Origin of the sequence: Hymenobacter baengnokdamensis (assembly GCF_008728635.1) — a bacterium.
GTDB lineage: Bacteria > Bacteroidota > Bacteroidia > Cytophagales > Hymenobacteraceae > Hymenobacter > Hymenobacter baengnokdamensis.
Genome location: NZ_CP044285.1, coordinates 2,129,898 through 2,154,710 on the forward strand (window position 1 = coordinate 2,129,898; position 24,813 = coordinate 2,154,710).

At 59.6% G+C, this 24,813-nt stretch carries 20 protein-coding genes and 1 pseudogene; 14 read left to right on the forward strand and 7 right to left on the reverse strand.

The features are described from left to right. Positions 1 to 31: 31 nt before the first annotated feature. Entirely contained in the window at positions 32 to 838 is an 807-nt protein-coding gene (locus F6X24_RS09105) for a rhomboid family intramembrane serine protease (protein WP_151087697.1), read from the forward strand. A gap of 12 nt (positions 839 to 850) precedes the next feature. Beyond that, entirely contained in the window at positions 851 to 1,750 is a 900-nt protein-coding gene (locus F6X24_RS09110; protein ID WP_151087698.1) for a rhomboid family protein, read from the forward strand. Between the two features lie 82 nt (positions 1,751 to 1,832). Here F6X24_RS09110 and F6X24_RS09115 read toward each other — a convergent pair whose 3' ends face one another. Both F6X24_RS09115 and F6X24_RS09120 read right to left on the reverse strand, forming a co-directional pair. After that, positions 1,833 to 2,210, reverse strand: coding sequence for a hypothetical protein (locus F6X24_RS09115; protein ID WP_229725461.1), 378 nt, complete (start codon positions 2,208 to 2,210; stop codon positions 1,833 to 1,835). A gap of 100 nt (positions 2,211 to 2,310) precedes the next feature. Continuing rightward, a complete protein-coding gene (locus F6X24_RS09120) occupies positions 2,311 to 2,889 on the reverse strand; it encodes an RNA polymerase sigma factor (RefSeq protein WP_229725462.1) in 579 nt (192 codons plus the stop codon). 278 nt (positions 2,890 to 3,167) lie between these two features. On the opposite strand from F6X24_RS09120, the gene nuoK reads away from it, so the two are divergent. The 4 genes and pseudogenes from nuoK (at position 3,168) to F6X24_RS09140 (ending at position 8,806) form a co-directional block, all read left to right on the forward strand. Beyond that, positions 3,168 to 3,506 (forward strand): NADH-quinone oxidoreductase subunit NuoK, encoded by a 339-nt coding sequence (gene nuoK / locus F6X24_RS09125; RefSeq protein WP_151087700.1) that lies wholly within the window; start codon positions 3,168 to 3,170, stop codon positions 3,504 to 3,506. A gap of 61 nt (positions 3,507 to 3,567) precedes the next feature. After that, the gene (gene nuoL / locus F6X24_RS09130) at positions 3,568 to 5,517 is read left to right on the forward strand and encodes an NADH-quinone oxidoreductase subunit L (RefSeq protein WP_151087701.1); all 1,950 of its coding nucleotides are present in this window, start codon (positions 3,568 to 3,570) and stop codon (positions 5,515 to 5,517) included. Positions 5,518 to 5,669: 152 nt separating this feature from the next. Continuing rightward, complete coding sequence (locus tag F6X24_RS09135; protein ID WP_151087702.1) at positions 5,670 to 8,123, forward strand: S9 family peptidase; 2,454 nt, start codon at positions 5,670 to 5,672, stop codon at positions 8,121 to 8,123. Between the two features lie 255 nt (positions 8,124 to 8,378). Next, a pseudogene (locus tag F6X24_RS09140) lies at positions 8,379 to 8,806 on the forward strand (alcohol dehydrogenase catalytic domain-containing protein). Here the strand turns inward: F6X24_RS09140 and bglX are convergent. Beyond that, positions 8,790 to 11,108, reverse strand: a complete 2,319-nt coding sequence (gene bglX / locus F6X24_RS09145; RefSeq protein ID WP_151087703.1) for a beta-glucosidase BglX — start codon at positions 11,106 to 11,108, stop codon at positions 8,790 to 8,792. The pseudogene F6X24_RS09140 and the gene bglX overlap by 17 nt on opposite strands. A gap of 577 nt (positions 11,109 to 11,685) precedes the next feature. Between bglX and F6X24_RS09150 the strand changes: the two genes are divergently transcribed. The 4 genes from F6X24_RS09150 to F6X24_RS09165 all read left to right on the forward strand — a co-directional run bounded on the left by F6X24_RS09150 (position 11,686) and on the right by F6X24_RS09165 (position 16,712). Beyond that, entirely contained in the window at positions 11,686 to 11,880 is a 195-nt protein-coding gene (locus tag F6X24_RS09150) for a hypothetical protein (protein ID WP_151087704.1), read from the forward strand. Between the two features lie 185 nt (positions 11,881 to 12,065). Then, complete coding sequence (locus F6X24_RS09155) at positions 12,066 to 13,694, forward strand: OmpA family protein (protein WP_151087705.1); 1,629 nt, start codon at positions 12,066 to 12,068, stop codon at positions 13,692 to 13,694. A gap of 265 nt (positions 13,695 to 13,959) precedes the next feature. Further along, positions 13,960 to 15,504, forward strand: coding sequence for a M20/M25/M40 family metallo-hydrolase (locus F6X24_RS09160; RefSeq protein ID WP_191906526.1), 1,545 nt, complete (start codon positions 13,960 to 13,962; stop codon positions 15,502 to 15,504). A 311-nt stretch (positions 15,505 to 15,815) separates the two neighbouring features. Then, positions 15,816 to 16,712 carry a hypothetical protein gene (locus tag F6X24_RS09165; RefSeq protein WP_151087706.1) on the forward strand — a complete coding sequence of 299 codons (897 nt, stop codon included), beginning with the start codon at positions 15,816 to 15,818 and terminating at the stop codon, positions 16,710 to 16,712. A gap of 118 nt (positions 16,713 to 16,830) precedes the next feature. On the opposite strand, the gene F6X24_RS09170 is transcribed toward F6X24_RS09165, so the two are convergent. Both F6X24_RS09170 and yiaK read right to left on the reverse strand, forming a co-directional pair. Further along, a complete protein-coding gene (locus F6X24_RS09170; protein WP_229725464.1) occupies positions 16,831 to 17,553 on the reverse strand; it encodes a DUF72 domain-containing protein in 723 nt (240 codons plus the stop codon). Positions 17,554 to 17,599: 46 nt separating this feature from the next. Then, positions 17,600 to 18,589, reverse strand: coding sequence for a 3-dehydro-L-gulonate 2-dehydrogenase (yiaK, locus tag F6X24_RS09175; protein ID WP_151087708.1), 990 nt, complete (start codon positions 18,587 to 18,589; stop codon positions 17,600 to 17,602). A gap of 82 nt (positions 18,590 to 18,671) precedes the next feature. Here yiaK and F6X24_RS09180 point away from each other — a divergent pair, with 82 nt between their 5' ends. Next, entirely contained in the window at positions 18,672 to 20,117 is a 1,446-nt protein-coding gene (locus tag F6X24_RS09180; protein WP_151087709.1) for an amidohydrolase family protein, read from the forward strand. Positions 20,118 to 20,157: 40 nt separating this feature from the next. After that, entirely contained in the window at positions 20,158 to 21,240 is a 1,083-nt protein-coding gene (locus F6X24_RS09185) for a glycoside hydrolase 5 family protein (RefSeq protein WP_151087710.1), read from the forward strand. Here the strand turns inward: F6X24_RS09185 and F6X24_RS09190 are convergent, their stop codons facing one another. Further along, positions 21,241 to 21,921, reverse strand: coding sequence for a hypothetical protein (locus tag F6X24_RS09190; RefSeq protein ID WP_151087711.1), 681 nt, complete (start codon positions 21,919 to 21,921; stop codon positions 21,241 to 21,243). Between the two features lie 95 nt (positions 21,922 to 22,016). On the opposite strand from F6X24_RS09190, the gene F6X24_RS09195 reads away from it, so the two are divergent. Beyond that, positions 22,017 to 22,460: a DMT family transporter gene (locus F6X24_RS09195; RefSeq protein ID WP_151087712.1), complete on the forward strand. Its 444-nt coding sequence runs from the start codon at positions 22,017 to 22,019 to the stop codon at positions 22,458 to 22,460. Positions 22,461 to 22,502: 42 nt separating this feature from the next. Beyond that, positions 22,503 to 23,840 carry a DUF885 domain-containing protein gene (locus F6X24_RS09200; RefSeq protein ID WP_151087713.1) on the forward strand — a complete coding sequence of 446 codons (1,338 nt, stop codon included), beginning with the start codon at positions 22,503 to 22,505 and terminating at the stop codon, positions 23,838 to 23,840. 210 nt (positions 23,841 to 24,050) lie between these two features. On the opposite strand, the gene F6X24_RS09205 is transcribed toward F6X24_RS09200, so the two are convergent. Beyond that, the gene (locus F6X24_RS09205; protein ID WP_151087714.1) at positions 24,051 to 24,794 is read right to left on the reverse strand and encodes a DUF72 domain-containing protein; all 744 of its coding nucleotides are present in this window, start codon (positions 24,792 to 24,794) and stop codon (positions 24,051 to 24,053) included. Positions 24,795 to 24,813: the final 19 nt, after the last annotated feature.

Below are 24,813 nucleotides of genomic sequence, written 5' to 3' on the forward strand. Positions count from 1 at the left end.
TTGCGGCTTCCGGTCGCCCTGCACTCACTCTATGTTCAATCTCACGCCTACCGTCCGCAACCTGTTGCTGGCTAACCTTGTGATTTACCTGCTTCAGGTAAATCTGCGGCTCAATCCGTCGATTACCGAGCTGGGAAGCCTGTATCCGCTGGGGTCGCCGTATTTTCATTTCTGGCAGTTCTTTAGCTACATGTTTCTGCACGACCCACTGAGCTGGGGGCATATCATTACGAACATGTTTGGCCTTATCTCCTTCGGGCCCATGCTGGAGCAGCGCTGGGGCGGGCAGCGTTTCCTGGCTTTCTGGCTGATGTGCGGGGTCGGCGCTGGTGTTCTCTACGAAGGTGTGCGAACCTACGAGCTGCACAAGCTGGAAGTGGCATACACCGATTTTGTGCGCAGCCCCACTGCCGGCGACTACGACCAGTTTATGGAGCAAAGCGGCTTCAGGCAGGAAGAGGATGCCACGGCTGCGGCGGCATTTGAGCGCAACCCCAACGACCAAGAGCTGCGGCAGGCTATCGTGCAGCACGTACGGGAAGTGTATGAGGCAGTGCACAATTCGCCCCGCAACGGGATGCTGGGGGCTTCGGGGGCATTGTTCGGCGTGCTGTTTGCCTTTGCCTATCTGTTTCCGAACACCGAGCTGATGCTGCTGTTTTTCCCGTTTCCTATCAAAGCCAAGTACTTCGTGTTCTTCTACGGCTTGTACGAGCTGTACAGCGGCGTGCACCAGGCAAGTGGCGACAACGTGGCGCATTTTGCCCACATCGGCGGGCTGCTGATTGGGTTTATTATTCTTAAATTCTGGGAAAGCGGCCGGAGCCGCTTCTACTAAATCTGTGCTTCTATGAATTTGACCCAGGATATCCGCGATGCTTTTTCGCGCCGTGATAACGCGCTAAACCAGCTCATTATCATCAATGGGCTGCTATTCGCCGTCATGATTATCATCCGGGCCGTCTTGCACATATCGCAGGCCGACGGCACGTACGAGCTCCTCAGAAGGCAGCTGGAGCTGTCTTCCAGCATTCCGGTTTTGCTCCGCCACCCCTGGACGCTGCTGACCTATGCATTTATGCACCAGGACTTCTTTCACATTCTGTTTAATATGCTGAACCTCTATTGGTTTGGCCAGATTATTCGGGAGTATCTGGGCGACCGTCGCCTGGTAAGCCTTTACATACTGGGGGCGTTGGCCGGAGCCATCTTTTTTCTGCTGGCCTTTAATTTTCTGCCCGTTTTTCAGCCGGCGCTCGGGCTGCCCGTCATCGGGGCCTCGGCCTCGGTTACGGCCATTATTGTGGCGGCGGCTACGCTGCTGCCCGATTACACGTTCATGCTTTTTATACTGGGTGCGGTCAAAATCAAGTGGATAGCGGTAGCCGTTATTCTGATTTCGCTGGCCGGCATCAACGGTGGCAATCCCGGCGGCGAAATCACGCACCTGGGCGGGGCGCTGCTGGGCTTCCTGTTTGTAAAGCAGCTGAAGGCCGGACGCGATATGGGCCGGCCGGTAGTGGCTACCGGCGAGTGGTTAAGTCGGTTATTTCAAACCCGCCCCGCCATGAAAGTGACACACCGCAGCCCGGCCACCGTGGGCCGCCCGGCCGCGGCTGCCAAGGCCGGCGGCCCCGGTGCTACTCCGCCCGAGGAAGTCGACCTTATTCTGGATAAGATATCGCGCTCGGGCTATGAAAGCCTGTCGAAAGAGGAAAAGCAGAAGCTGTTCCGGGCCAGTCAGCAGTAAGCCAATAAGCAGCGCTAGCTATAGTTAAAGAAAAAGGCCGTCGAACCGACGGCCTTTTTGCTGGAACACGTGGAAAAATCAGCTAGTAGGCCGCCGGGCCGGCAGTAGTCTCCGCCGGCGCCGGTGGGCGGCCCCACGAGCCTGCGCAGCGGCTGCGCATCTGCTGGCGGAACTTTTCGCGCTCTTCGGGCGAAAAAGCTTCCATGCGCTGCACCATCTGGCGCTTCCAGGCGCGGCCGCGCGCCCAGCCACCCCGGCCCCCGCGCCCAAAGCCGCCAAACAGGATACGGCTAAGTACCAGTAAGCCCAGTGTCTGCCAGAAACTGAGCAGCGGCAGGTGGAAAATCATCGGCACGAGCCAGTTCCACAGGCTCATGGTAACGTACACGGCCACAGCCATAAAAAGGGCCGCCGCAAAAACGAATTTAACGGCTTTTTGCAGCCAGAAGGAGCGGTTCATAGTAATAGATAAATTTTTTAATGGTTAATGGTTAATTGTCAGTAGTCAATGAAATGGGCTTTTTCAAAAAAATAACCATTAACCATTGACCAATAATAAATTACCCATTATCAAACAGCTCGTCGTAGAGCTTTTGCAGGCGCTTGCGCAGGTGCTTCACGGCGTAGTGCTTGCGCGAGATGAGGGTTTTGAGCGGCACGCCGGTTTCGGCCACCATCTCATTAAACGACTTGTCTTCCAGCTCGTGCCACACGAACACCTGGCGCTGCTCGGCGGGCAGCTCGGCCAGGGCGTCGGTGAGGGCGTCCATGATGGTTTCGCGCAGCAGCCGGTTTTCGGGCGAGTCGTCGGGCGCGGGCAGCACGTCTTGCAGCAGGCGGGCCGGCTCGTCGCCATCGGCCACGCCCAGCGGCGCGTCCAGCGATACCGTGCGCTGGGCCGGCACACGGCGGTAGCGGTCAATAATGCGGTTGCGGGCCACCCGGAAAAGCCAGGCCGCCGCCTGCTCCACGGGCTTGAGCAGCCGGTAGCTTTCCACCAGCTCGGCAAACACATCCTGCAGAATGTCTTCGGCCTCGGCCGGGTCGGGCACGCGCCGCTCGATAAACCGCAGCAAACGGCCGCGCTGCTCGCGCACCGCCGTCTGTATCTGCTGGTCCTGGCCGGCGGCGGTGGTCATAAGCGCGGAAAGGGGGAGGGCAAGTGCTTCCATTGTGGCTAAGCAGACGTGGCACACTCGCCAATATTTTAACCGCAGATTTAACGGATTCAACGGATTTCGCGGATACGTCGCGCCGCCCCTCTGCTATAGAAATTGTCCGGCAAATATGTGCTTGCCCCTGGTATAGTCAGCCTACGCAGTGGGCGTATCTGCGAAATCCGTTGAATCCGTTAAATCTGCGGTGTAACTTTGCCCGCTAAGCCGGCCCCGGCCGGCTATTCCGCAGCATACTTGCCATGACCAACGCTTCCATCGTTCCCGCCGTCATTCACGAAGTACCCTTGCAGTACTACGTGTTTTTCGCCACCGCACTCTTCTGCATCGGCGTTACGGGGGTACTCATCCGGCGCAACGCCATCATCATCTTCATGTGCATCGAGCTGATGCTCAACGCCGTGAATATCCTGCTGACGGCCTTTGCCGCCTACCGGGCCGACCCCAACGGCCAGATATTCGTGTTCTTTATCATGGCCGTGGCGGCTGCCGAAGTTGCCGTTGGGTTGGGCATTATCGTCATGATTTACCGCAATTTCCAGAATACCGACGTCAACCTGCTCAACCGGCTTAAAGGATAAAAACTGCCTGTCATTGCTGCGCAAGCTCCCAATGACAAGCGTCTAGTTTAGTTAGTTTACTATGCAAGAAACTGTTCTTCCTGGTGCTACGGCACCTTTTTCTACGCTGCTGTACCTGCTCATTCCGGGGCTGCCCTTTCTGGGCTTCCTGGTTAATGGCTTGCTGAACAAGCGGTTGTCGGGCACCGTGGCCGGGGCGCTGGGCACGCTTACCGTGCTGGGGTCGTTCCTGCTCTCGGTATTCTTGTTTGTCAATTTCAAGTATCAGTACACCGTCAGCCTGTTCGACTGGATTTCGGTAGGCTCGCTGCAAATCCCGTTCAGCTACCAGATTGACCAGCTGAGCCTGCTCATGCTGCTGCTGATAACGGGCGTGGGTACGCTTATCCACCTCTACAGCATCGGCTACATGCACCACGACGAGAACGTGGGGAAGTTCTTTAGCTTCCTCAACCTGTTCGTGTTCAGTATGCTGATTCTGGTGCTGGGGGCCAACTTCGTTATCCTCTTCATCGGCTGGGAAGGCGTGGGACTGTGCTCGTACCTGCTCATTGGCTTCTGGAACAAGCATACCAGCTACAACAACGCCGCTAAAAAAGCCTTCATCATCAACCGGGTGGGCGACCTGGGCTTTCTGCTCGGTATCTTCCTTATTTATCTGACTTTTAACTCAGTACAATACGGCGAAGTGTTCCAGAAGGCGCACCTGAGCCAGTTTGGTAATTATGGAGTAGGCGTCTGCACGGCCATCACGCTGCTGCTCTTCGTGGGCGCGATGGGTAAGTCGGCGCAGCTGCCGCTCTACACCTGGCTGCCCGACGCCATGGCCGGACCCACGCCCGTTTCGGCGCTCATCCACGCCGCTACCATGGTCACGGCCGGTATCTACCTCGTGCTGCGCGCCAACGTGCTGTTTACCCTGGCCCCGCAAACGCTGGAGGTGGTCGGCATTATTGGGCTGGCCACGGCGCTGTTTGCGGCCACTATCGGCCTGGCGCAGAACGACATCAAAAAAGTGCTGGCTTACTCCACGGTATCGCAGCTGGGCTATATGTTTCTGGCGCTGGGCGTGATGGGCTACACCTCGTCGTTTTTCCACGTGCTCACCCACGCCTTCTTCAAGGCCCTGCTCTTCCTGGGAGCCGGCTCGGTCATTCATGCCATGAGCAACGAGCAGGACATGCGCCGCATGGGTGGCCTGCGCAAGGCTTTGCCCATTACGTTTTTAACCATGCTCATCGGCTGCCTGGCCATCTCTGGTATTCCGCCGTTCGCGGGCTTTTTCTCGAAAGATGAGATTCTGAGCCACGTGTACGAGCACAGCAAGGTGATGTGGGCCATCGGCGTCTTCACCTCGTTTCTGACCGCCTTCTACATGTTCCGGCTGCTGTTCCTGACGTTCTTCGGCGAGTTTCGGGGCACTGAGGAGCAGCGCCACCATTTGCACGAGTCGCCGGCCAGCATGACGCTGCCGCTGATTGTACTGGCTATTCTTTCGGCCGTGGGCGGCTTCATGGGCGCGCCGATGTTTGTGGGCAAGCACTACCTGGCCGATTACCTGGCCCCGATTTTCACCTATTCCAGGCAGATTCTACCCGCCGCCTTCACTACCGAGCCCGAGCACAGCACCGAACTGATGCTGATGGGCATCTCGGTGCTGGTGGCCGTGGTAGGCATCGTGCTGGCCTACGTGCAGTACGTGGCCCGCGCCCAGCGCCCGGCCGAAGACGATGCCCAGCGTTCGGCTCCCGAAAGCTTAATATACCATAAATACTATATTGACGAGCTCTACGACAGCCTCATCGTGAAGCCGGTAATGGCGCTCTCGACCGGCTTGTATAAGTTTGTCGAAAACGGCATTATCGACCCCATCGCCAACGGCGTGGGCCGCGTAACGCTGGCCGGCGGCCAGCTGCTGCGCAACGTGCAGACGGGCTCGGTCGAAACCTACCTGATTTTGATGGTGCTCGGTATTGTGCTGATTCTGGGTCTGAATTTTGGCCGCTTGTAAGCGATAAATAGAGCGTTCTGGCGTACTATTGAACGTCAGGCTGCGTGAGCGAAGCATCTTGCTTTTGTTGACTGGGTCATTGGCCCGGCAATGTGAGCCTGATGCTTGGCTCATGCAGCCTGACGTTCTTTCGTTTTCCAACCTATCTGCCCATGAAAAAACTCTTCCCTGTCCTTCTTCTCCTTGCTGCCCCGGCTATGGCCCAGGAAACCCAGTACCACGAGCCCCCGGCAGCCATCCGCGACCTGCTGCTGGCGCCACCCACGCCCCGCGTCAGCCTATCGAGCGATGGCAGCGTGCTGGCCATCCTGGCGGTGCAGGACTTTCCGACTATTGCCGAGCTATCGCAGCCCGAGCTGCGTCTGGCTGGCCTGCGGCTCAACCCGCGCACCAATGGCCCGAGCCGGGTAAGCTACGCCGTAGGGCTGCAGTTTAAGCGCCTGCCCGGTGGGGCCGAAATGCCGGTGCAGGGCCTGCCCGCCCAGGCCCGCATCAGCAACCCGAGCTGGTCGCCGGATAATAAATACCTGGCTTTCAGCCTGACCACGCCCGCCAGCGAAGGCACCGCGGGCCGCGTGGAGCTGTGGGTGGCCGACGTAGCCACGAACTCGGCGCGCCGCCTGCTGACCACGCCGCTCAACGAAACCTTCGGGACGGCCTTCGAATGGCTGTCGGATAGCCAGACACTGCTGGCGCGCGTGGTGCCCGCCGGCCGTGGGCCGGCCCCGGCCGCCGATGCTACGCCCACCGGCCCGGCCGTGCAGGAAGCCGGCAGCGGCAAAAAGTCGGGAGCCCGCACTTACCAGGATTTGCTAAAAAATCCGGCCGACGAGCACCTTTTCGATTATTATGCTACCGCACAGCTGGTGAAAGTAAAGCTGGCCGACGGCTCGGCCCAGCCGCTCGGCGAGCCGGGCGTTCTGCGGTCGGTGTCGCCCTCGCCCGACGGGCGCTACGTGCTGGTGCGGACGGCGCACAAGCCCTATTCGTACACCTTGCCCATCAGCAGCTTTCCGCAGCGGATTGACGTGCTCGACGTGGCTACGGGCAGCCTGGTCAAAACCATTGCCGACCTGCCGCTGGCCGACAACGTGCCTACCAACTTCGATGCCGTGCCCACCGGCCCGCGCGACCACGCCTGGCGCACCGACGTGCCGGCCACGCTCTCCTATGCGGAGGCGCAGGATGGCGGCGACCCCAAGGTAAAGACTGCCATCAGGGAAAAGGTATATCTGCTGCCCGCGCCCTTTAGTGGTCCGGCGCAGGAACTGGCGGCCCTGCCGCTGCGCTACGCTGGCCTTACCTGGGGCACCGACCACCTGGCGCTGGTAGATGGCTACCGCTGGGCCGACCGCCACGAAACCACCTGGCAGCTCGACCCCGCTGCCCCTGGCCAGCCCCTGAAAGTGCTGTTCGATGGCTCGTCGCAGGATACGTACCACAACCCCGGCACGCCGGTTACGCGCCGCAACGCCCAGGGCCGCTACGTGCTGCGCCTGAGCCAGGGTGGCCAGGCAATTTACCTGTCGGGGCAGGGTGCTTCGCCCGAGGGCGACCGGCCCTTTGTGGACGAGCTGAACCTTCAGACCAGAAAAACCGCCCGCCTGTGGCGCTCCGAAGCGCCGTACTACGAAGTGCCGGTAACTATTTTCGACGGTAAAAAAGGCCAGCTGGAGCTGCTGACCCGCCGCGAATCCATCGACCAGAACCCGAACTACTACCTGCGCGAGCTGGGTAAAAAAGGCCAGCCGCTGGCTCTCACGCACTTTGCCAACCCGTACGCTAAGTTTGGCGGCAGCTTCCGCAAGCAGGTGCTGCACTACAAGCGGGCCGATGGCGTAGACCTCACAGCCAACCTCTACCTGCCCCCGAACTACAAAAAGACCGACGGCCCGCTGCCCACCCTGATGGAGGCGTACCCCGTCGAGTTTAAGGATAAAGCCAACGCGGGCCAGGTGAATGGCTCGCCCTACACGTTTACGCGCATTAGTTGGGCCTCGCCCGTGTACTGGGTAACGCAGGGCTATGCCGTGCTCGAAAACGCCACCGTACCCATCGTGGGGGAAGGCAGCGCCGAGCCCAACGATACCTACACCGAGCAGCTGGTGAGCAGCGCCAAGGCAGCCATTGACGAAGGCGCCCGCCTGGGCGTGGTTGACCCGGCCCGCGTAGCCGTAATGGGCCACAGCTACGGCGCGTTTATGACCGCCAACCTGCTGGCCCACTCCAACTTATTTAAGGCTGGTATTGCACGCAGCGGCGCGTACAACCGCACGCTTACACCCTTTGGCTTTCAGGGGGAAGAGCGTACTTACTGGCAGGCCAAGGGTGTATACGACGCCATGTCACCCTTCAACTTTGCCGATAAAATCAAGACCCCCATCCTGCTTATTCACGGCGAGGCTGATAACAACTCGGGCACCTTTCCCATTCAGAGCGAGCGCTTTTATGCAGCGCTGAAAGGCCAGGGCGCTACCGTGCGCTACGTGGTGCTGCCGGCGGAAGCTCATAGCTACGCCGCCCGCGAAAACCTGCTTCACATGCTCTGGGAAATGGATTCGTGGCTGAACAAGTACGTGAAGGCCCCGGCTCCGGCAGTGAACTAGGAGCAGGCAGGGTATTGACGAACAAGCAAGAGGGGCATTGCCGACGAGAGGAGGCATGCCCCTCTTTTTATGACCGGTTATGGCAGTTATGGCAGGTTTCCTTCCTGCTGAAGGAGCCTGAACCATAGCTCCCACGCTGGTCTGGCCGTTGGGAAACGTCGCTTTTCTCTTTTCCAACTCCCTTTTCCACTAATGCAAGCCATTCCCACTAAAGGCTATGGGGCCAGCGGCTCCGTCTTCAATGGCCTCAAACTGATGGAAATTGAGCGCCAGGCACCCAAAGCCGACGAGGTTCACCTCAACATTCTGTACTGCGGCGTGTGCCACTCCGGCCTGCACCAGGTCAGGAACGACTGGCACAACACAATTTATCCCGGCGTGCCGGGGCACGAGATTATCGGCGCATTGATGAAATCGGCAGCGGCGTTACCAGGTTCAAGGTAGGCGACATCGTGGGTGTCGGCTGCATGATTGACTCATGCGGCGTGTGCCCGGCGTGCCGGGAAAAGGAGGAAAACTACTGCGAAGGCCCCGTGAGCTGGACAGCCACCTACAACGGGTACATGAAGCCCGAAAACGAGGAGTTCACTACCTTCGGTGGCTACTCTACCAACATCACGGTGAAAGAATCGTTTGTGCTGCGTATCCCGAAGGTATTGGATATCATTACTTCGCCAGCGTGAAGCTGGCCGCCTGCACGTCGCGCGAGTTGCCGCCCACGAATACCTGGAAGTCGCCGGGCTCGGCCACAAACTTGAGGTCGTCGTTGTAAAACTTGAGGTCGTCGGCCGTGAGGTGAAAGGTCAGCTGGCGGCTTTCGCCCTTTTTAAGCAGGATTTTCTGGAAGCCCTTCAATTCTTTCACCGGGCGAGTGCTGGAGCCCACGAGGTCGCGAATATAGAGCTGGGCTATTTCTTCGCCATCGTATTGGCCGGTATTCTGCACCGTTACGTTCACGGCAAGGCCTTCGCCGGGGCGCAGGATATTTTTGCTGATGGTTGGCTTGGAGTAGCTAAACGTGGTGTAGCTCAGGCCGAAGCCAAAAGGATAGAGCGGGTCGTTGGAGATATCGAGGTAGCGCGACTTGTACTTATCGAGCAACACGCCGGCGTAAGGGCGGCCGGTACTCTTATGATTATAGTAAATCGGAATCTGCCCCACCGACTGCGGAAAAGTCATGGTGAGCTTGCCCGATGGGTTGTAGGCCCCGAAGAGGGCATCGGCCACGGCGTTGCCGGCTTGCGTACCGCCAAACCACGTTTCCAGAATGGCATCGGCGTTTTGGTTTTCCCAGGGCAGGGCCAGCGGGCGGCCGTTTACGAGTACAAGCACGAGGGGCTTGCCAGTGGCTTTCAGGGCTTTGAGCAGGTCGAGCTGGCGGCCGGGCAGGCCAATGTCGGAGCGGCTGGCAGCTTCGCCGGTCATGCCCTGGCTTTCGCCCACCACGGCCACGACCACGTCGGCCGCCTGGGCCGCGCGCACGGCCTCGGCAATGGTGGTTTCAGCGGGGCGGGCGTCGATGCTCAGCTCGCCGCCGTAGGCATTAAGGCGCCGAATCAGCTGGTCGTCGTCGGTCACGTTTACGCCCTGCGTATACGTCACCCGGATACCGGACCCGCCCACATTCTTGATTCCCTGCAGGATAGAAACAGCCTGCTTGCCATCGCCGGCTCCGCTCCAGTTGCCAATCATGTCGCGGGCGCGGTCGGCCAGCGGCCCTACTACGGCAATATTAACGGTGTTTTTTAGCGGCAGCGTTTGCCGTTCGTTCTTAAGCAGCACCAGCGTGCGCCGCGTAATGGAGCGGGCTTCCTCGATATAAGCCGGCTTCATCATCGTGGCCTTGGCGCGCTCCTCCGTCACGCCCCGGTACGGGTCCTGAAAGAGGCCGAGCTTATACTTGGCTTCCAGCACGCGGCGGCAGGCCTGGTCGATATCGGCCTGGCGTACGGTGCCTTCTTTCAGGTTGGTAGCCAGCTGCTTTAAAAATACTTCGCCCACCATGTCCATATCGACGCCCGCTTTCAGGGCCAGCTCCGACACCTTTTTCTCATCGCCCATGCCGTGGGCTTCCATCTCGTTGATGGCGGTGTAATCGGTAGCCACGAAGCCGCTGAAGCCCCACTGGTTGCGCAGCAAATCCGTCAGCAGCCAGTGGTTGGCCGTGGCCGGGATGCCGTTAACGTCATTAAACGAAGACATTACCGAGCCCACGCCGGCTTTTACGGCGGCGCGGTAGGGCGGCAGGTACTCGTTGTACATACGCTGCCGGCTCATGTCGGTAGTGTTGTAGTCGCGCCCGGCCTCGGCCGCGCCATAGAGCGCAAAGTGCTTGAGGCAGGCCATCACATTCTCGGGGCGGGTCAGGTCGTTGGTGGGGCCCTGGTAGCCGCGAATCATGGCCTCGGCAACGCGCGAGCCCAGGTAGGGGTCTTCGCCGGCCCCTTCGGCCACGCGGCCCCAGCGCGGGTCGCGGGCAATGTCTACCATCGGCGAGTACACCCAGTTGATGCCATCGGCGGCCGATTCTTCGGCCGCAATGCGGGCGCTGCGCTCCAGGGCGCCCATGTCCCAGCTGGCGGCCAGCCCCAGCGGAATCGGGAAGATGGTGCGGTGCCCGTGAATAACGTCGTAGCCTAATATAAGCGGAATATGCAGCCGCGATTCCTGCACGGCCAGGGCTTGCAGCTTGCGGGCCGCCACCGGAGTATAGGTATTGAGTACCGCGCCCACCAGGCCCTTCTTGATGTTGGCGTCCACGTCCTTGCTCACCACCGGCCCGGTCACGTCGAAGCCCACCGAAACGAGGTTGAGTTGCCCAATTTTTTCCTCGAGCGTCATTTTTTGCATCAGGCTCGTTACGAACTGCTGCATTTTGGCGTCGGAGAGGGGAAGGGTGGGTTTGGAGGGAGCTTGGGCGTGGGCGCTGGCCAGGCTCAGGGCCACGAGCAGCGTGACCCCGAAGAGCGACTTGCGGTGTTTCATGAAAGGGTAGTTAGGAAATACTAAGCGGAAAGTTAGAGCAGTAGTTGGGTTGATAAAACTGCGTTTAGTGGTAGCTACGGCCATTTTACGCTGGTTAGTACCCTCGTACGGCATTGGGGCGTGTGCAGTAGCTGCTTGCCGACCGCAGCCTTTGGGCAATGCCGTTGCCGCAATGTGGCCGGCGTGTGCCTTAACCGTGCTTCCCATTGTGGAGTAGCCCGGTCAGAATTTAAACAGAAAGAAAAAGTAAAAAAAGCGCCCGGCCCCCGGCCGCAGTCCTCAGTCGGCTTTGCTGATGGCAGTACGGCTCAATACGCCGTTTTCGTTGATGGCTTCGATGGTAAAATAATACGGCCGGGTTTTGGCTATATCTTTAAAGATTTTATAATAAAAAATTTAAGATAATAAATATATTTTAAATTTTTAAGTGCCTGCCTCAGCCAGGCGCTGCACTTATCGGCAGCGGTACGCAGCACCACAAAATCCTTCCCTGCGGCCGGATGCCATCAAGAGCGACCTGGCCGTGGTTTACAAGCTGGTCTATGTGATGTATAAAACACTATAATTCAATGCTTTATTGCCTGATGTAACTGCCAGTCAGGATAATATCCTGACTGGCATCGCCTCCAGCTATGCCGACAAAGGCAGCTTGCCCGACGATTACGGCGAGGCTAAAAATATCGGCAAGCTCACGGCTACCTCTGCCAATGGCAATGTCAACAACGTCCGGAATGGGTATTTCCAGAGCGTGGCCGTGCTAACCCAGCGTTAAAGGGAGAATGAAAACGTAAAATAGCGTAGAAAACAGGCCAGGTGTAAATCCTTGTTTTCCTTTGAAAAGTAAAAAATGTGAGGTAGCGGGCTGCTTTTTTATTACCAAAATATCGATTCCTTCGTAAGCAGGCCAATAATTACTACGGGCTAGCTGCCCCACCTTTTACACACTTCTTTTCATATATGAGCGAATTCTCTTCCTCCCTCCGCCGGCTACTGCCAGGAGCGGTGCTGCTGGCCGCCGGGCTGAGTGCCACGGCAACCCAAGCCCAGACGCCCGACCGTAAAACGGCCATTGGGGCTAATGTTAGCCTGCTGCAATACCAAGGCAACCTCGGTGGTGATTTTGGGGTGATGCACTTCCCTGAGCAGGTAGGTGTGGGCGCGCATATCACTCGCTACCTGTCGCCGTCGTTCGATGTAAGCTTGCTCGGCAATTTCCAGAACTTTCGTTACGTCGCAGATGCAGCGCCGAAGGATGAGTTCAACGCCCGCATTGCCATGTTTGACCTGGGCTTGAAGCTAAAGCTCAACAATGGTAAGATTCTGAAGGAGGAATCATTCATTCAGCCTTACCTGATGGGCGGCGGCGGCTTCTTTGTCGCCAACAGCCGGGGCAACTACCTTACCTTCAACCAAAACCTGACGACCACGAGCGGCACCTTTTTCAACCAGGTGCGGCGCCCCGAAGTGTTTGGCCAGGCAGGCCTGCGTTTCCGTCTCTCGCCCGCAGTGGGGCTTGATGTAACCGCCAGCCAGCACTACGCCTTTACCGGCGATAATATCGATGTCGACAACTCGAGCAGCGGCAAGTATTATGACCGCTTTCTGGTGTATGGTGCTGGCCTGACGGTAGCATTGGGCAAAGCCAAGGATACGGACGGCGATGGCGTGCCCGACCGCAAGGACAAGTGCCCCAATACGCCCGCCGGGGTGAAGGTGGACGTCAACGGCTGCCCGGTTGACACCGACGGCGATGGCGTAGCCGACTACCAGGATAAGTGCCCCACCGTGAAAGGGCTGCCGGCCCTGCAGGGCTGCCCCGATGCTGACGGCGACGGCGTGGCCGACAACGACGACAAGTGCCCCAACACCCCGGCCGGCGTGCGCGTCGACGCCACGGGCTGCCCGCTCGATGCTGATGGCGATGGCGTGCCCGACTACCTCGACAAGTGCCCCGGCACTCCCTCGGGCGTGAAGGTGGATGCCACTGGCTGCCCGCTCGACCGCGACGGCGACGGCGTACCCGACTACCAGGACCGCTGCCCCGACCGCGCCGGCCCGGCCTCCAACAAAGGCTGCCCCGAGATTAAGGCCGAGGCCAAGAAAATCCTCAATGAGGCCACCAAGTACATCCAGTTCGACTTCGACAAGGCTACCCTGAAGCCGTCCTCGTATCCGAAGCTGCAGCAGATGGTGCAAATCATGAACGACTACCCGGATTATAGCCTCAGCATTGCCGGCCACACCGACAGCAAGGGCGATGATGCCTACAACCTGCGCCTGAGCTACGAGCGCGCCGCCTCGGCCCGCGCTTACATGCTGAGCAAAGGCATTCCGGCCGCCCGCATCGAGAGCCGGGGCTATGGCGAAACCAAGCCCATTGCCGACAACAAGACGGCCGCCGGCCAGGCCCTGAACCGCCGGGTGGACTTCGACCCCTTCCTGACCGGCGAGCCCAACGCGGCCGAAGTGAAGTACGGCCCGGCCCCGGCCGAGCCCACGGAGGCCGAGGTGAAAAAGGCGGCCACCAAAAAGGCTCCGGCCCGCAAAGCCCCCGCCCATAAGGCCCCGGTGAAGCGCAAGAAGTAAGCGCCCACCCGCCGCCCGTGCGGCTACCCTGAAAAGCAGCCCGCTCAGCTTGAGCGGGCTGCTTTTTTGTGGGTACTTCGCAAAGGCACTTATTGAATTAATTTTTTAATATATTCAATACGTTGATAATTTATAAAAATTATGTGATGAGCAACGCCGTTATCAGCGGGTTAGTAGCCACTTTTTTGACTGCTATTGAGTAATAATCCGTGGTGAACGCTGCCTATGGTCACCTTTTATTGCTGGCTAGCACCTTACTTGTGGCATGAAAAAACGCCATTTGCTGAGTGGGCTGCTGCCCGTGGTTGCTGTGATGCTACTGGCGGCGGCCCCGCCAGCTACAGTGCTGAGAAAAGTGCGACAGTATCGCCAGCAGCACGAGCACGAACTGCTGGCCGAATACTCGCGGCTGCTGGCCATCCCCAACGTAGCGGCCGATACGGCGGGGATGCACCGCACTGCCGCCACCATCGCGGCCATGATGCGCCAGCGCGGCATTGCCGATGTGCAGCTGCTTAAAGCTGCTTCACCTGCTGTGCCACCCGCCGTGTATGGCGAGGTTCGGGTTCCTGGTGCCACCCGCACCATCGTGTTTTATGCGCACTACGACGGTCAGCCGGTCAACCCGTCGCAATGGGCGGCGGGCCTCAGTCCTTTTCAACCTGTGTTGGCCAGTGGCTCACTGGCGAAAGGAGGAGCCCTGCTGCCCATGCCTGCGCCGGGCACGCCGCTTAACTCCGACTGGCGTCTCTACGCCCGCGGCAGCTCCGACGATAAGGCCGGCGTAATGGCCATCATTTCGGGCTACCAGGCACTGGCCCAGAGCGGCATCAGGCCTACGGTGAACCTAAAGTTCTTTTTTGAGGGTGAGGAAGAGGCTGGTTCGCCCCACCTGGCCGAACTGCTGGCCCGGCACCGGGCCTTATTGCAATCCGACCTCTGGATAATCTGTGATGGGCCAGTCCACCAGTCGGGCCGCAAGCAGGTAGTATTTGGTGCCCACGGCGATGTGAATGTGGCGCTCACTGTGTACGGGCCCCGGCGCCCGCTGCACAGCGGGCACTATGGCAACTGGGCCCCCAACCCGGCTATGGCGCTGGCCCGCCTGCTGGGCTCTATGAAAGATAGCACCGGCCGCGTCACTATTGCGGGCTTCTACGACGACGTGGTGCCGCTTACTGCCACCGAGCAGGCCGCCCTGCGCCGTATCCCTATTATCGACGATGACATTCGGCGCGAGCTGGGCTTTGCCCGGCCCGACGGCCAGGGGCAGTCGCTGGTCGAGCTACTCAATCAACCCTCGCTGAATATTAATGGGATGCGAAGCGCCAATGTGGGTCCGCAGGCAGCCAACGTTATTCCCACCACGGCCGAAGCAGTGCTGGATTTACGTCTGGTGCTGGGCAACGACTACCAGCGGCAGATTCAGAAAGTAGTGCGGCACATTGAGCACCAAGGCTTTTTCGTAACGCACGCCGAGCCTACCGATGCCGAGCGGGCACAGTACCCGCGCCTGGTGCGGGTGGTGCCTGCTACCGGCTACAATGCCCAGCGCACGCCTATGGATTCGCCCCTGGCCGGACGCGTGGTGCAGGCGGTGCAGAGTACCGTAACGGAGCCGGTGGTGCTATTGCCCACCTCCGGTGGTAGCCTGCCGCTCTATGTATTCAAACAAGAGCTGGGTACAACTACGCTAACCGTGCCCGTTGCCAATTACGATAACAATCAGCACGCTGAAAACGAAAATATCCGGTTGGGTAATCTTTGGGATGGCATTGAGACAATGGCCGCGCTTATGACGATGAAGTAAGCAGCGGGCCACGGAGGAGGAGCTGTTTTTTAATTTTTGAAGCTGGCCTGCGGCAGGTGGCTCCACACTGCTAACCTGGGAACACTGGGCAGCGCTGGCATCTGCTCACAGACCAGCACCAGCGCCTGCCCTGCGGCTATCCACAATAATTATTCAGTAATAGCCACTTAGCGCATCAGCGACTAGCAGCTGGGGCAGTTTGTGTCGTACTTTTAACCCCGCTTAAATCTAGTACATACTGATACGACCTTTACTCAATGCGTTTGCCTGCGATTTTCCTGGTTGCCTTAGCGCTGCTAAGTAGCCATTTTGTGTACGCTGCTACCTGGGATGAGCCCTGGCAGGAAACAGTTATAAAAGAATCCGGCTCGTTTGTGCTGGCCCGCGTAACCACCTTTGACCCCAAAAAAGGCGCTATTATAAATGTATTGCGTACCCTGGCCGGCGCGCCGCTGGCCGGTCCGGTCGAGGTTTCGGGCTTTTACAGCCTGCACCTGTGCAATGAAGCGGGAGAGGAGGCCGGGTTCCGGTTTGAAGGAATTGACTCTTGCTATGTCTTTTTGCAGAAAACGGCGGCCGGCTATGCCATTGCCACGCCCACCTCGGGCTTTGCGGCGATAAAGCACAGCAAGGTAGCGGCTACCTACCGGCACAGCTACCACCAGGCGCTGGTGCCGCAAAGCGTGTACGAGCCTACCATGACGGCTATTTTTCAGCATTACCACGGGCAGCCGTACGATGCGGACTATATCAATAAGTTTGTAAGCAGCACCCTGGCCCTGGCACCGGCCCGGCGCAACTCGGCCGAGCAGGCCACCTTCTTTCTGCAGCACGTAGCCCTCGAAACCACGTATCACCTGGGCCTGACGACCTATTGCACCGCCATTCTGCCATTTCTGCGCGATACCACCAATTTTCACGCGCAGGTTTCGGCTACCCGGGCCCTGGCGGCCACGGCTACCCCCGAAGCCAAGCAGCAGCTTATCAAAGTACTTACCCGCAAAAGCGACCGCGACTTTGTAAAAGTGCAGGCCGTGTGGACCCTCGCCGCGTATCACCCTACCGAACTCAAGCACGAGCTGGCCAAAATTGCCAAGGGAGCCTCGGCCCAAAGCAATGGCTTTGGCGGCAACGACATGGACCCGCGCAGCTGCACCCAGATACCGACCGTGAAAGAGGCGCTGGATGCCCTGGTGGCCCAGCTCTGACGCAGCACTTTACCCAGGCGTAGCGGGCAATTAAGCTGCCAGGAGCGCCAGCCCGAGCGGGTCATTTTACCGACAAATACCGCCCGGTAGTTATTACCCAGAAGGAAACAGAGCGCTTTCAGCCACCCAGCAGCTGGCGCATTTCCTGCGCATTGCCAATGGCCGAGCCACCGATATCATTATTAAAGTACAAATACGCCTGCTCTACGCCGGGCGTAGCGGCTACCGCGCTGGCATAGCGCCGAAGCGCCTCGGTAGGGTAGGGCGAGGCGTAGAGGTCGGGCACGCCGTGGAAGCGGTAGTAGAGCGTAGGGGTAGTGGCAAGTACGGTATCAGGTAGCAGGGGGTGGCTTTGGCCCGAAAAGCCGATGCCGCGCTGGCGCAGCGCTTCGTACACCTCCTCGCGCCACCAGCTGGCGTGCCGAAACTCCAGCACGTTGACGAAAGATGGGTCGAGGCAGTCGAGAATGCGGGTGAGGCGGTCGGGCTCGTAAGCCATGCGCGGCGGCAGCTGAAACAGCACCGGCCCCAGCTTTTCGAGCAGGCCCCGGCCCGCCGTAGCGTAAAAATCGCCGAGCAGCTGGCCTACGCCGTGAAACTGCTTGTAGTGCGTGATAAGCTGCGGAGCTTTCAGGGCAAACTGAAAACCGGCCGGACTCTGCGCGTACCAGTTTTCCAGAAACGACAGCTGCGGAAACCGATAGAAAGTAACGTTCAGCTCCAGCGTGCTGAAATGCTGGCTATAAAACTCAAACCAGCGGCGCATGGGGAGCTTTTCAGGGTAAAAAACACCGCGCCAGTGCCGGTAGTGATAGCCCGAGCAGCCGATATGATAAGTCATAATTATAATATGATATATTTAAAATATATTTTGCCTGGCTGGCCCGCTACCTTTCCAGCGCGCACACCTGCTGCCAGATGGCCTCATTTACCGGAATGCCCTGCGCCAGATTAGCCGTGCGCGTAGCCAGCGACTGCTCGCCGGGGTAAAAGATGCCGGTGCTGCCGGGGCCGGACGGGCTGCTTTTGGTAAACTGCAATATATGCTCGATAACTTCTTGGTGCAGTGCTGGTTGCCGGATGGCGATAAAGCACTGCGATACGCCGCTTTCCTGCCCGGCCTGGGTGATATCGGCCGTAGAGCGGCCCCCGCTGAGCGCGGCCAGCACCACGTCAAGCATCAGCGCCAGTCCCGAGCCTTTCCAGAAGCCGATGGGCGCGCCGCGCTGCGAGGTCATAATGGCCCCGGCATCGGTGGTGAGGTGGCCGGCCTGGTCGTAGCCGCCGGGCACGGGCAGCGGCTCGCCGGCCGCCGCATACGTGCTCATCTTACCGAACGAATATTGTGAAATGGCCATATCGAGCACGAGGTGGCCGCCGGGGCGCGGCACGGCCAGTACCAGCGGGTTGTTGCCAAGCCGGGCGTCGGTGCCGCCCCAGGGCGTTACGTTGGCAATGGTGTTGGTAAAGCAGAGGCCGATGCAGCCGCCTTCGGCGGCCTGCCAGCCGTAGCTGCCGCCGCGCATCCAGTGGTTGGTATGGCGCAGCGCTACGCAGCCGATGCCGTGCGCCTGGGCCAGCTCGATGGCGCGGGCCATGCCGGCGGCGGCATTGGTGGGGCCGGGGCCATAGTGGCCGTCCCAGCGCTCAACCAGGCCGTTGGCTTCCAGTAGTTCGGGCTCGGCCCCAGGCCGTACCAGGCCGGCCCGGACGTGGCCCACGAAAGTAGGAAAGCGGTTGAGGCCGTGCGTGTACACGCCATCGCGGCTATTGTCGGCAAACAGCGTGGCGCACTGCCCGGCCTTGGTGGGCTCAAAGCCGAGCGCCAGCAGCACACGCTCAAATTCTTGTCGAAGCTGTAAGTAAGGGATGCGCATAGGAGTAGCTTTACGGAAAATACGGCTGAGCGATGGACGGCTATAGTTGCCCGTTCGGTTTGGCCCTGGGCTCTTCACCGTGATGAAAAAACAACAGCTTACCCGTTGCCTGCTCGGAGCTTTAGCCGGCGTGGCAGTAGCCATCAGCGGCCGTGCGCAAACTGCACCCGCCTTTACGCCGGCCGTGCAGGCCTTTATCAAAGTAAATGCCCCGGTGGTAGCCCTCACCGATGCCAAGGTTATGGATGGCACCGGCCGGCCCGCGCTGCTGCACCAAACCGTGGTGCTGCGCAATGGCCGCATTGAGCAGGTGGGCAGCGCCAAAAAGGTGAAAGTGCCGGCCGGGGCCGAGGTCGTCAATTGCACCGGCAAAACGCTGATTCCTGGCCTGGTGATGCTGCACGAGCACCTCTACTATACCATGCCGGCGGGCGGGTTTTTTAATATTGCCCAAATGCCCTATTCGTTTCCGCGCCTGTATCTGGCCGGGGGCGCTACCACCATTCGCACGGCTGGCAGCATCGAGCCGCAAACCGATTTGGCCCTGAAGCGCCTTATCAGCGAAGGGAAATTTATTGGCCCCGATATGGATGTAACTGCGCCCTACATGGAGGAGCCGGGCATGGATATTCCGGCCCTGAACACCGTGAAAGGCCCCGAAGATGCTGCCGCGAGCACAAAGTTCTGGGCCGATAAGGGCTGCACATCATTTAAGATGTACATGCACGCCACCCGCGCCGACCTGGCCGCCGTGGTGCGCGAGGCCCACGCCCGCCACCTCAAAGTAACCGGGCATCTCTGCGCCATTACCTACCGCGAGGCCGCCGAAACGGGCATCGACAACCTGGAGCACGGCTTTATGGCCAGCTCCGATTTTCTGACCGGCAAAGTGGCCGATGCCTGCGACTACCCGGCTGCCCACCAGGCGTTGCAGCGCCTGCCCCAGAACAGCCCGGCCATGACCGACCTTATCAAGCTGCTCATTAGCAAGCACGTAGCGCTTACCTCTACGCTGCCCGTGTTTGAGCCCTACACCGGCCGCGAGGTGGTGCTGGGCGGCGGCCTGGCGGCGCTGGTGCCCCAGCTGCAAGAGCGCGAAACCGCCACCTGGAACGCCAGCCAGGGCAAAGACTCGGCCAGCGTGTCGCTGTTCAAAAAAGAGCAAGCCTGGGAAAAGCAGTTTTACGATGCCGGCGGCCTGCTCGTGGCCGGCACCGACCCCACCGGCGCGGGCCGTACCATTGCCGGCTACGCCAACCGCCGCCAGGTTGAGCTGCTGGTAGAGGGCGGTTTCACGCCGCTGCAAGCCATCAAGATATGCACCCTGAATGGGGCCATCTACCTGGGCCGCGACCGCGAAATTGGCACCATCGAAGCCGGCAAGCAGGCCGACCTGGTGCTGGTCAACGGCGACCCCGAAAAGGATATTCGCCAGCTGCGCCAGATGGAAATCGTGTTCAAGCAGGGCGTCGGCTTCGACTCGCCCAAGCTGTTTGAGTCGATGAAGGGCAAGGTTGGTCTGAACTAGCTATCCCGGTTTAAAACAGGATAGCTTTGGGTTATTGCGAATGAAAAAACTGCTTGCCTTACTGCTGGCGCTGATACTGCTTGGCGCAGCCGCTGCCCAGGCGCAGAAAGCAAAAACTCACGGCCAGCTGCCACCGGCGCGCTGGCCGGCGGCCAAAGCCACTACCTGGTATAGCACCCAGGCATGGCTGGCCGGCGCCAACTTCATTCCCAGCACGGCTATCAATCAGCTGGAGATGTGGCAGGCGGCTACTTTTGACCCGCAAACCATTGATAAAGAGCTGGGTTGGGCCGAAGGTATTGGCTTCAATACCATGCGGGTATTTTTGCACAGCCTGGCCTGGAAGCAGGACCCGGCCGGCTTTAAAAAGCGGGTGAGCGACTACCTGGCGATTGCCGATAGGCACCACATGCAGACCATCTTCGTGTTTTTCGACGACTGCTGGAACAAAGACCCGCAACCCGGCCGGCAACCGGCACCCAAGCCGGGCATTCACAATTCGGGCTGGATGCAGGACCCCGGCGACCCCGCCTCGCGCGACTCGGCCACCTTTATGCAGCTGCGGCCCTACGTAACGGATGTGCTCACCAGCTTTGCCCACGATAAGCGCGTGCTGCTCTGGGATTTGTATAATGAGCCCGGCAATAGCAACAAGGGGATGGCGTCGCTGCCGCTGCTGCGCAATGTCTTTGCCTGGGCCGCAGCCGTGCGCCCCGACCAGCCGCTGAGCGCGGGGCTGTGGAACTGGGAATTCGAGGCGCTTAACGCTTTTCAGGCGCTGCATTCCGACGTTATCACCTACCATGACTACGACGAGGCCCCCGCCCACCAGCGCGTTATCGACCTGCTGGCCACGCATGGCCGGCCGCTGCTGTGCACCGAGTACATGGCCCGGCCCCGCAACTCGCGCTTTACCACCATTTTACCCTTGCTCAAGAGCCACCACGTGGCGGCCATCAGCTGGGGGCTGGTGGCGGGCAAAACCAACACCAAATATGCCTGGGATACGCCCCTGGCCGATGGCAGCGAGCCCGCTGAGTGGTTTCACGAGGTGTTCCGCCCCGAGGGCACGCCTTACCGCCGGGATGAAACCGACTTCATTCGAAAAATGACTGGCAACTAGTTAACCGGCGGCCGGCAGACTGGCCTCGTACGTATCGGCAAACTTAAATTCTTCGAGCCAGTAATCGGAGCTGATGACGTCAAATACCACGCTGCTGGCTGTCTTTTCGCTGGCGCTGAGCTGCCACAGAATGGCGGGTGCTTCGGCAAACTCGCCGCCCGCCAGCTGTTCGCCGAACAAGCGATGCAGCAGGGCGCGGTCTGATAAGCCCGGCGCGAGCAGGCGCAGCAGAGTAGCTGCGGGCTCATGGTCGAGCAGGGCCAAATCGGCCGGGTTGGCTGCGGTGACCTTTACCTTAAACTCCACCGCCTGCGGATGCGGAAATTTACCGTTGTAAGCCTCGTAAAGCAGTTGCGTGGCGTTGAAAAAGCCTTGGTGCAGCGCAAAATTGGGATTTTCTTCCCAAAGCTTTTCGGTTTGCAGCTGGTGGGCGAGCTGGTCAAACTGGCCCTTGGTGAGCTGGTCGGCAAAGAGATAGGTAAGCACTGTTTCGGCCGCGGCGGCGGGCTCCAGGTCGGTAAGCGCCAGCTGGCACATCTCCTTCAGCTCGGCGGGCGCAATGGCCTCGGGGCTGTCAAAATCGAGCTGGGTAAGCAGGGCCAGGTAGTCGGCCGCCTGCCAGGCGTGGGGCAATTCGGAAAGGTGCTGAAAGGAAAGTCGTTCGAGAGTGAAAGTTGACATCAGGAAATGGAAAATGAGAGGGTGCCCGTTGCTGTTTACGCGCCTGCCACGTTACTAACCGGAATTCAGCTCGCCAAAAATTTACTCTTTAAACCATGAAGCCTTTCCTGTTACTGTTGCTCGTGCTGGCCGGCGCGGCCATTACCACTCAATCGGCCGTGAACAGCCAGCTGCGCGGCGCTTTGCACAGCGTAGGCTGGGCAGTTTTTATTTCTTACCTGGGCGGCAGCCTGGTGGCCGGGGCGCTCCTGCTGCTCACGCGCACGCCGCTGCCCGCCCTGGCCGAGCTAGGTAGCCTGAAATGGTATTACTGGACGGGCGGCCTGCTCGGAGTGGGCTACGTGCTGACTATTACGTTCTCGCTCCAGCGCGTGGGCGCGGCCAGTCTGTTTGCCCTCGTGGTAGCCGGGCAGCTGCTGACGGCGCTGCTCTACGACCAGCTTGGCGTGCTTAATCTGTCGCGCAGCCCGTTATCAAGCAGCAAGCTAGCGGGCGTAGCTTTGCTGGTGCTGGGGGCTTACCTGCTGAATCGTAAGTAGTCAGCGCAGCCAGCCGCCACTGCCAGCCGACATTAAACCAGCATGAAAACGTTTTGCCTGACGGCCATGAGCAGAAGAATACTACACCTGTTTTTGCTGCTGGCTTTTGCCAGCGTTGCCCGGGCGCAGGCAGTGGAGAAGCTTGCCGCCGACTACCTGGCCGGCTACCAGCAGCTCCGGATACCGCCGCTGGACTTTGACTACCAGCTAAATCTGCGGCAGATTCCGGCCAGGGTCAACCTGCAGCGCCAGCAGGCTTTCTTTCTGGCAGTGCAGCACCGCCTGGCCGGGATAAAGCCCGCCGGCCTGCGCCTCGCCGAGCGGATTACCCTCGACCACCTCCGCTACGAAACGGCGCAAAACCTGCGGCGAGTGGCGCTCGAAATGGCTTTTCAGGAAGCGGGCGGCCGGGTGCCGACAACGGGCCTGGCCGCGCTGCCCAATCATTCGGCCTGGTATGCGCTCTATGCCCGCCAGTACACCAGCACGCCGCTGCCGGCCGATGCGCTGTTCACCTTTGGCCAGCAGCAGGTGAAGCGGGTGCAGGATGAAATTCGCCGCCTGCGCCGCCAGATGGGCTACGCACAGGACAGCGCCGGCTTTTACCGCTACCTCAGCTCCGAAAAGTTCTTGCTTACCGATTCAACGCAGATTCTGGCCCGCTACCGCGTTATCGAGCGCCAGATTAAGCGGCGCCTGCCGGTGCTGTTTGCCGATACGGCCGTGCCGTACCTGCGCATTCGCCCGTGGCCGGGGGCTACGGCAGCCATGCCGCCGGGCATCTATCAGCCGGGGTGCTACGAGTTTAATTTTGCTACCGGCCGCCACAATATCCGGGCGATGGAGTGGATTTTTGAGCACGAAGGTATTCCGGGCCACCACTACCAGGCGTCGATGCAGCGGCGTACCCGGCCCTATTCGCCGCTCAGTGCCAGCACCTTTTATTCGGGTAATGCCGAAGGCTGGGGCTGCTACGTCGAGTACCTGGGCAAGCAGCTGGGGCTTTATCAGCAGCCCGAGGCTGAGCTGGGTAAGTGGGAGTGGGACCTCGTGCGCTCGGCCCGCGTGGTGCTCGACGTGGGCATTCATGACCGGGGCTGGACCCATGCGCAGGCGTTGGCTTACTGGCAGGCCAACGTGCCGGGTCAGGACGATATCGCCGAGCGCGAAATCAACCGCGTCACCACCTGGCCCGGCCAGTGCCTGAGCTATAAGGTAGGGGCCCAGCGCATTGAGGACATGAAAGGCCGGCTTGCGCGCCGGCCCGGCTTCGCTATCCAGCGGTTTCATGCCGCGTACCTGGCCTTGTCGCGCCTGCCGCTAGAGGTAGTCGAGCGCCATATCGAGGAAGTATATGATTCGCTGAATATAAAAAGCTGATTCAGAAGTTTCCATCTTAAGGCTTATCAACTGCGAGCGTCGCGCCGTCGTTAAGAAGTTGTTTGAGTTAAACTTTGAGGTCAGCAGGCGGATGTAGAGACGCATCTTTGCGTCTGGACGTTGAACGATACCTGGAGCATACTTTTCTTACGGCGCAGACACCGAGACGCAAAGCTGCGTCCGACCTATTTTGGCCGACTCAAACTGCTTCTAAGGAGCCAGCAGCGCCTGCATTTGCCGGGCGTTTTGCACGCCCACGCCGCCGATACCATTATTAAAAAATAGGTATACCTGCTGCGCATTTTTGGCGGCTTTTACCTCGGCCGCAATTCGGGCCAGAAAATCAGGGCTGTAGGACGATTTATATAGCTCGGGCACGCCGTGAAAGCGGTAGTACAGCACCGGCGTGTTGGCCACCACCTCATCAGGAAGCTCCAGCGGCGCGGGGTAGCTTTGGCCCACGAAGGCAACACCGTGCCGGGTAAGCAGGCGCTGCGGCTCGGCTTCCCACCAGCTTGGATGTCGAAACTCCGCTACGTTGGTAAAGCTCGGGTCGAGGCTTTCGACAAGGCGCTGGGCCAGCTCGTCGCTGTACCCGGCTTTGGGCGGCAGCTGAAACAGCACTGGTCCCAGCTTATCGCGCAGCCCTTCGCGCACCGTGCCGTAAAAATCAGCCAGAATGGGCTGGGCATCGGCGTTGAACTTCTTATAGTGCGTAACCAGGCGCGGCGCTTTTACCGAGAAACGGTAATCGGCCGGACTTTGGTCATACCAGGCTTCAAACGCTTTGAGCGTCGGCATCCGGTAAAAAGTAACGTTCAGCTCCAGGGTATTAAACTGCGAGCAGTAGTAGGCAAACCACTTGCGCGGCGGCAGCTCGGGCGGGTAGAACACGCCTTTCCAGTCGCGAAACGAAAACCCGGAGCAGCCGATGTAATTGACAGGAACAGGCATGTGCTAACGTATGAGAGCA

Bases quoted from the DNA above. Each gene is read 5' to 3' on its own strand.
- F6X24_RS09105 (WP_151087697.1), top strand. From the start codon at position 32: ATGTTCAATCTCACGCCTACCGTCCGCAACCTGTTGCTGGCTAACCTT.
- F6X24_RS09110 (WP_151087698.1), top strand. From the start codon at position 851: ATGAATTTGACCCAGGATATCCGCGATGCTTTTTCGCGCCGTGATAAC.
- F6X24_RS09115 (WP_229725461.1), bottom strand. From the start codon at position 2,210: ATGAACCGCTCCTTCTGGCTGCAAAAAGCCGTTAAATTCGTTTTTGCG.
- F6X24_RS09120 (WP_229725462.1), bottom strand. From the start codon at position 2,889: ATGACCACCGCCGCCGGCCAGGACCAGCAGATACAGACGGCGGTGCGC.
- nuoK (WP_151087700.1), top strand. From the start codon at position 3,168: ATGACCAACGCTTCCATCGTTCCCGCCGTCATTCACGAAGTACCCTTG.
- nuoL (WP_151087701.1), top strand. From the start codon at position 3,568: ATGCAAGAAACTGTTCTTCCTGGTGCTACGGCACCTTTTTCTACGCTG.
- F6X24_RS09135 (WP_151087702.1), top strand. From the start codon at position 5,670: ATGAAAAAACTCTTCCCTGTCCTTCTTCTCCTTGCTGCCCCGGCTATG.
- bglX (WP_151087703.1), bottom strand. From the start codon at position 11,108: ATGAAACACCGCAAGTCGCTCTTCGGGGTCACGCTGCTCGTGGCCCTG.
- F6X24_RS09155 (WP_151087705.1), top strand. From the start codon at position 12,066: ATGAGCGAATTCTCTTCCTCCCTCCGCCGGCTACTGCCAGGAGCGGTG.
- F6X24_RS09160 (WP_191906526.1), top strand. From the start codon at position 13,960: ATGAAAAAACGCCATTTGCTGAGTGGGCTGCTGCCCGTGGTTGCTGTG.
- F6X24_RS09170 (WP_229725464.1), bottom strand. From the start codon at position 17,553: ATGACTTATCATATCGGCTGCTCGGGCTATCACTACCGGCACTGGCGC.
- yiaK (WP_151087708.1), bottom strand. From the start codon at position 18,589: ATGCGCATCCCTTACTTACAGCTTCGACAAGAATTTGAGCGTGTGCTG.
- F6X24_RS09180 (WP_151087709.1), top strand. From the start codon at position 18,672: ATGAAAAAACAACAGCTTACCCGTTGCCTGCTCGGAGCTTTAGCCGGC.
- F6X24_RS09185 (WP_151087710.1), top strand. From the start codon at position 20,158: ATGAAAAAACTGCTTGCCTTACTGCTGGCGCTGATACTGCTTGGCGCA.
- F6X24_RS09190 (WP_151087711.1), bottom strand. From the start codon at position 21,921: ATGTCAACTTTCACTCTCGAACGACTTTCCTTTCAGCACCTTTCCGAA.
- F6X24_RS09195 (WP_151087712.1), top strand. From the start codon at position 22,017: ATGAAGCCTTTCCTGTTACTGTTGCTCGTGCTGGCCGGCGCGGCCATT.
- F6X24_RS09200 (WP_151087713.1), top strand. From the start codon at position 22,503: ATGAAAACGTTTTGCCTGACGGCCATGAGCAGAAGAATACTACACCTG.
- F6X24_RS09205 (WP_151087714.1), bottom strand. From the start codon at position 24,794: ATGCCTGTTCCTGTCAATTACATCGGCTGCTCCGGGTTTTCGTTTCGC.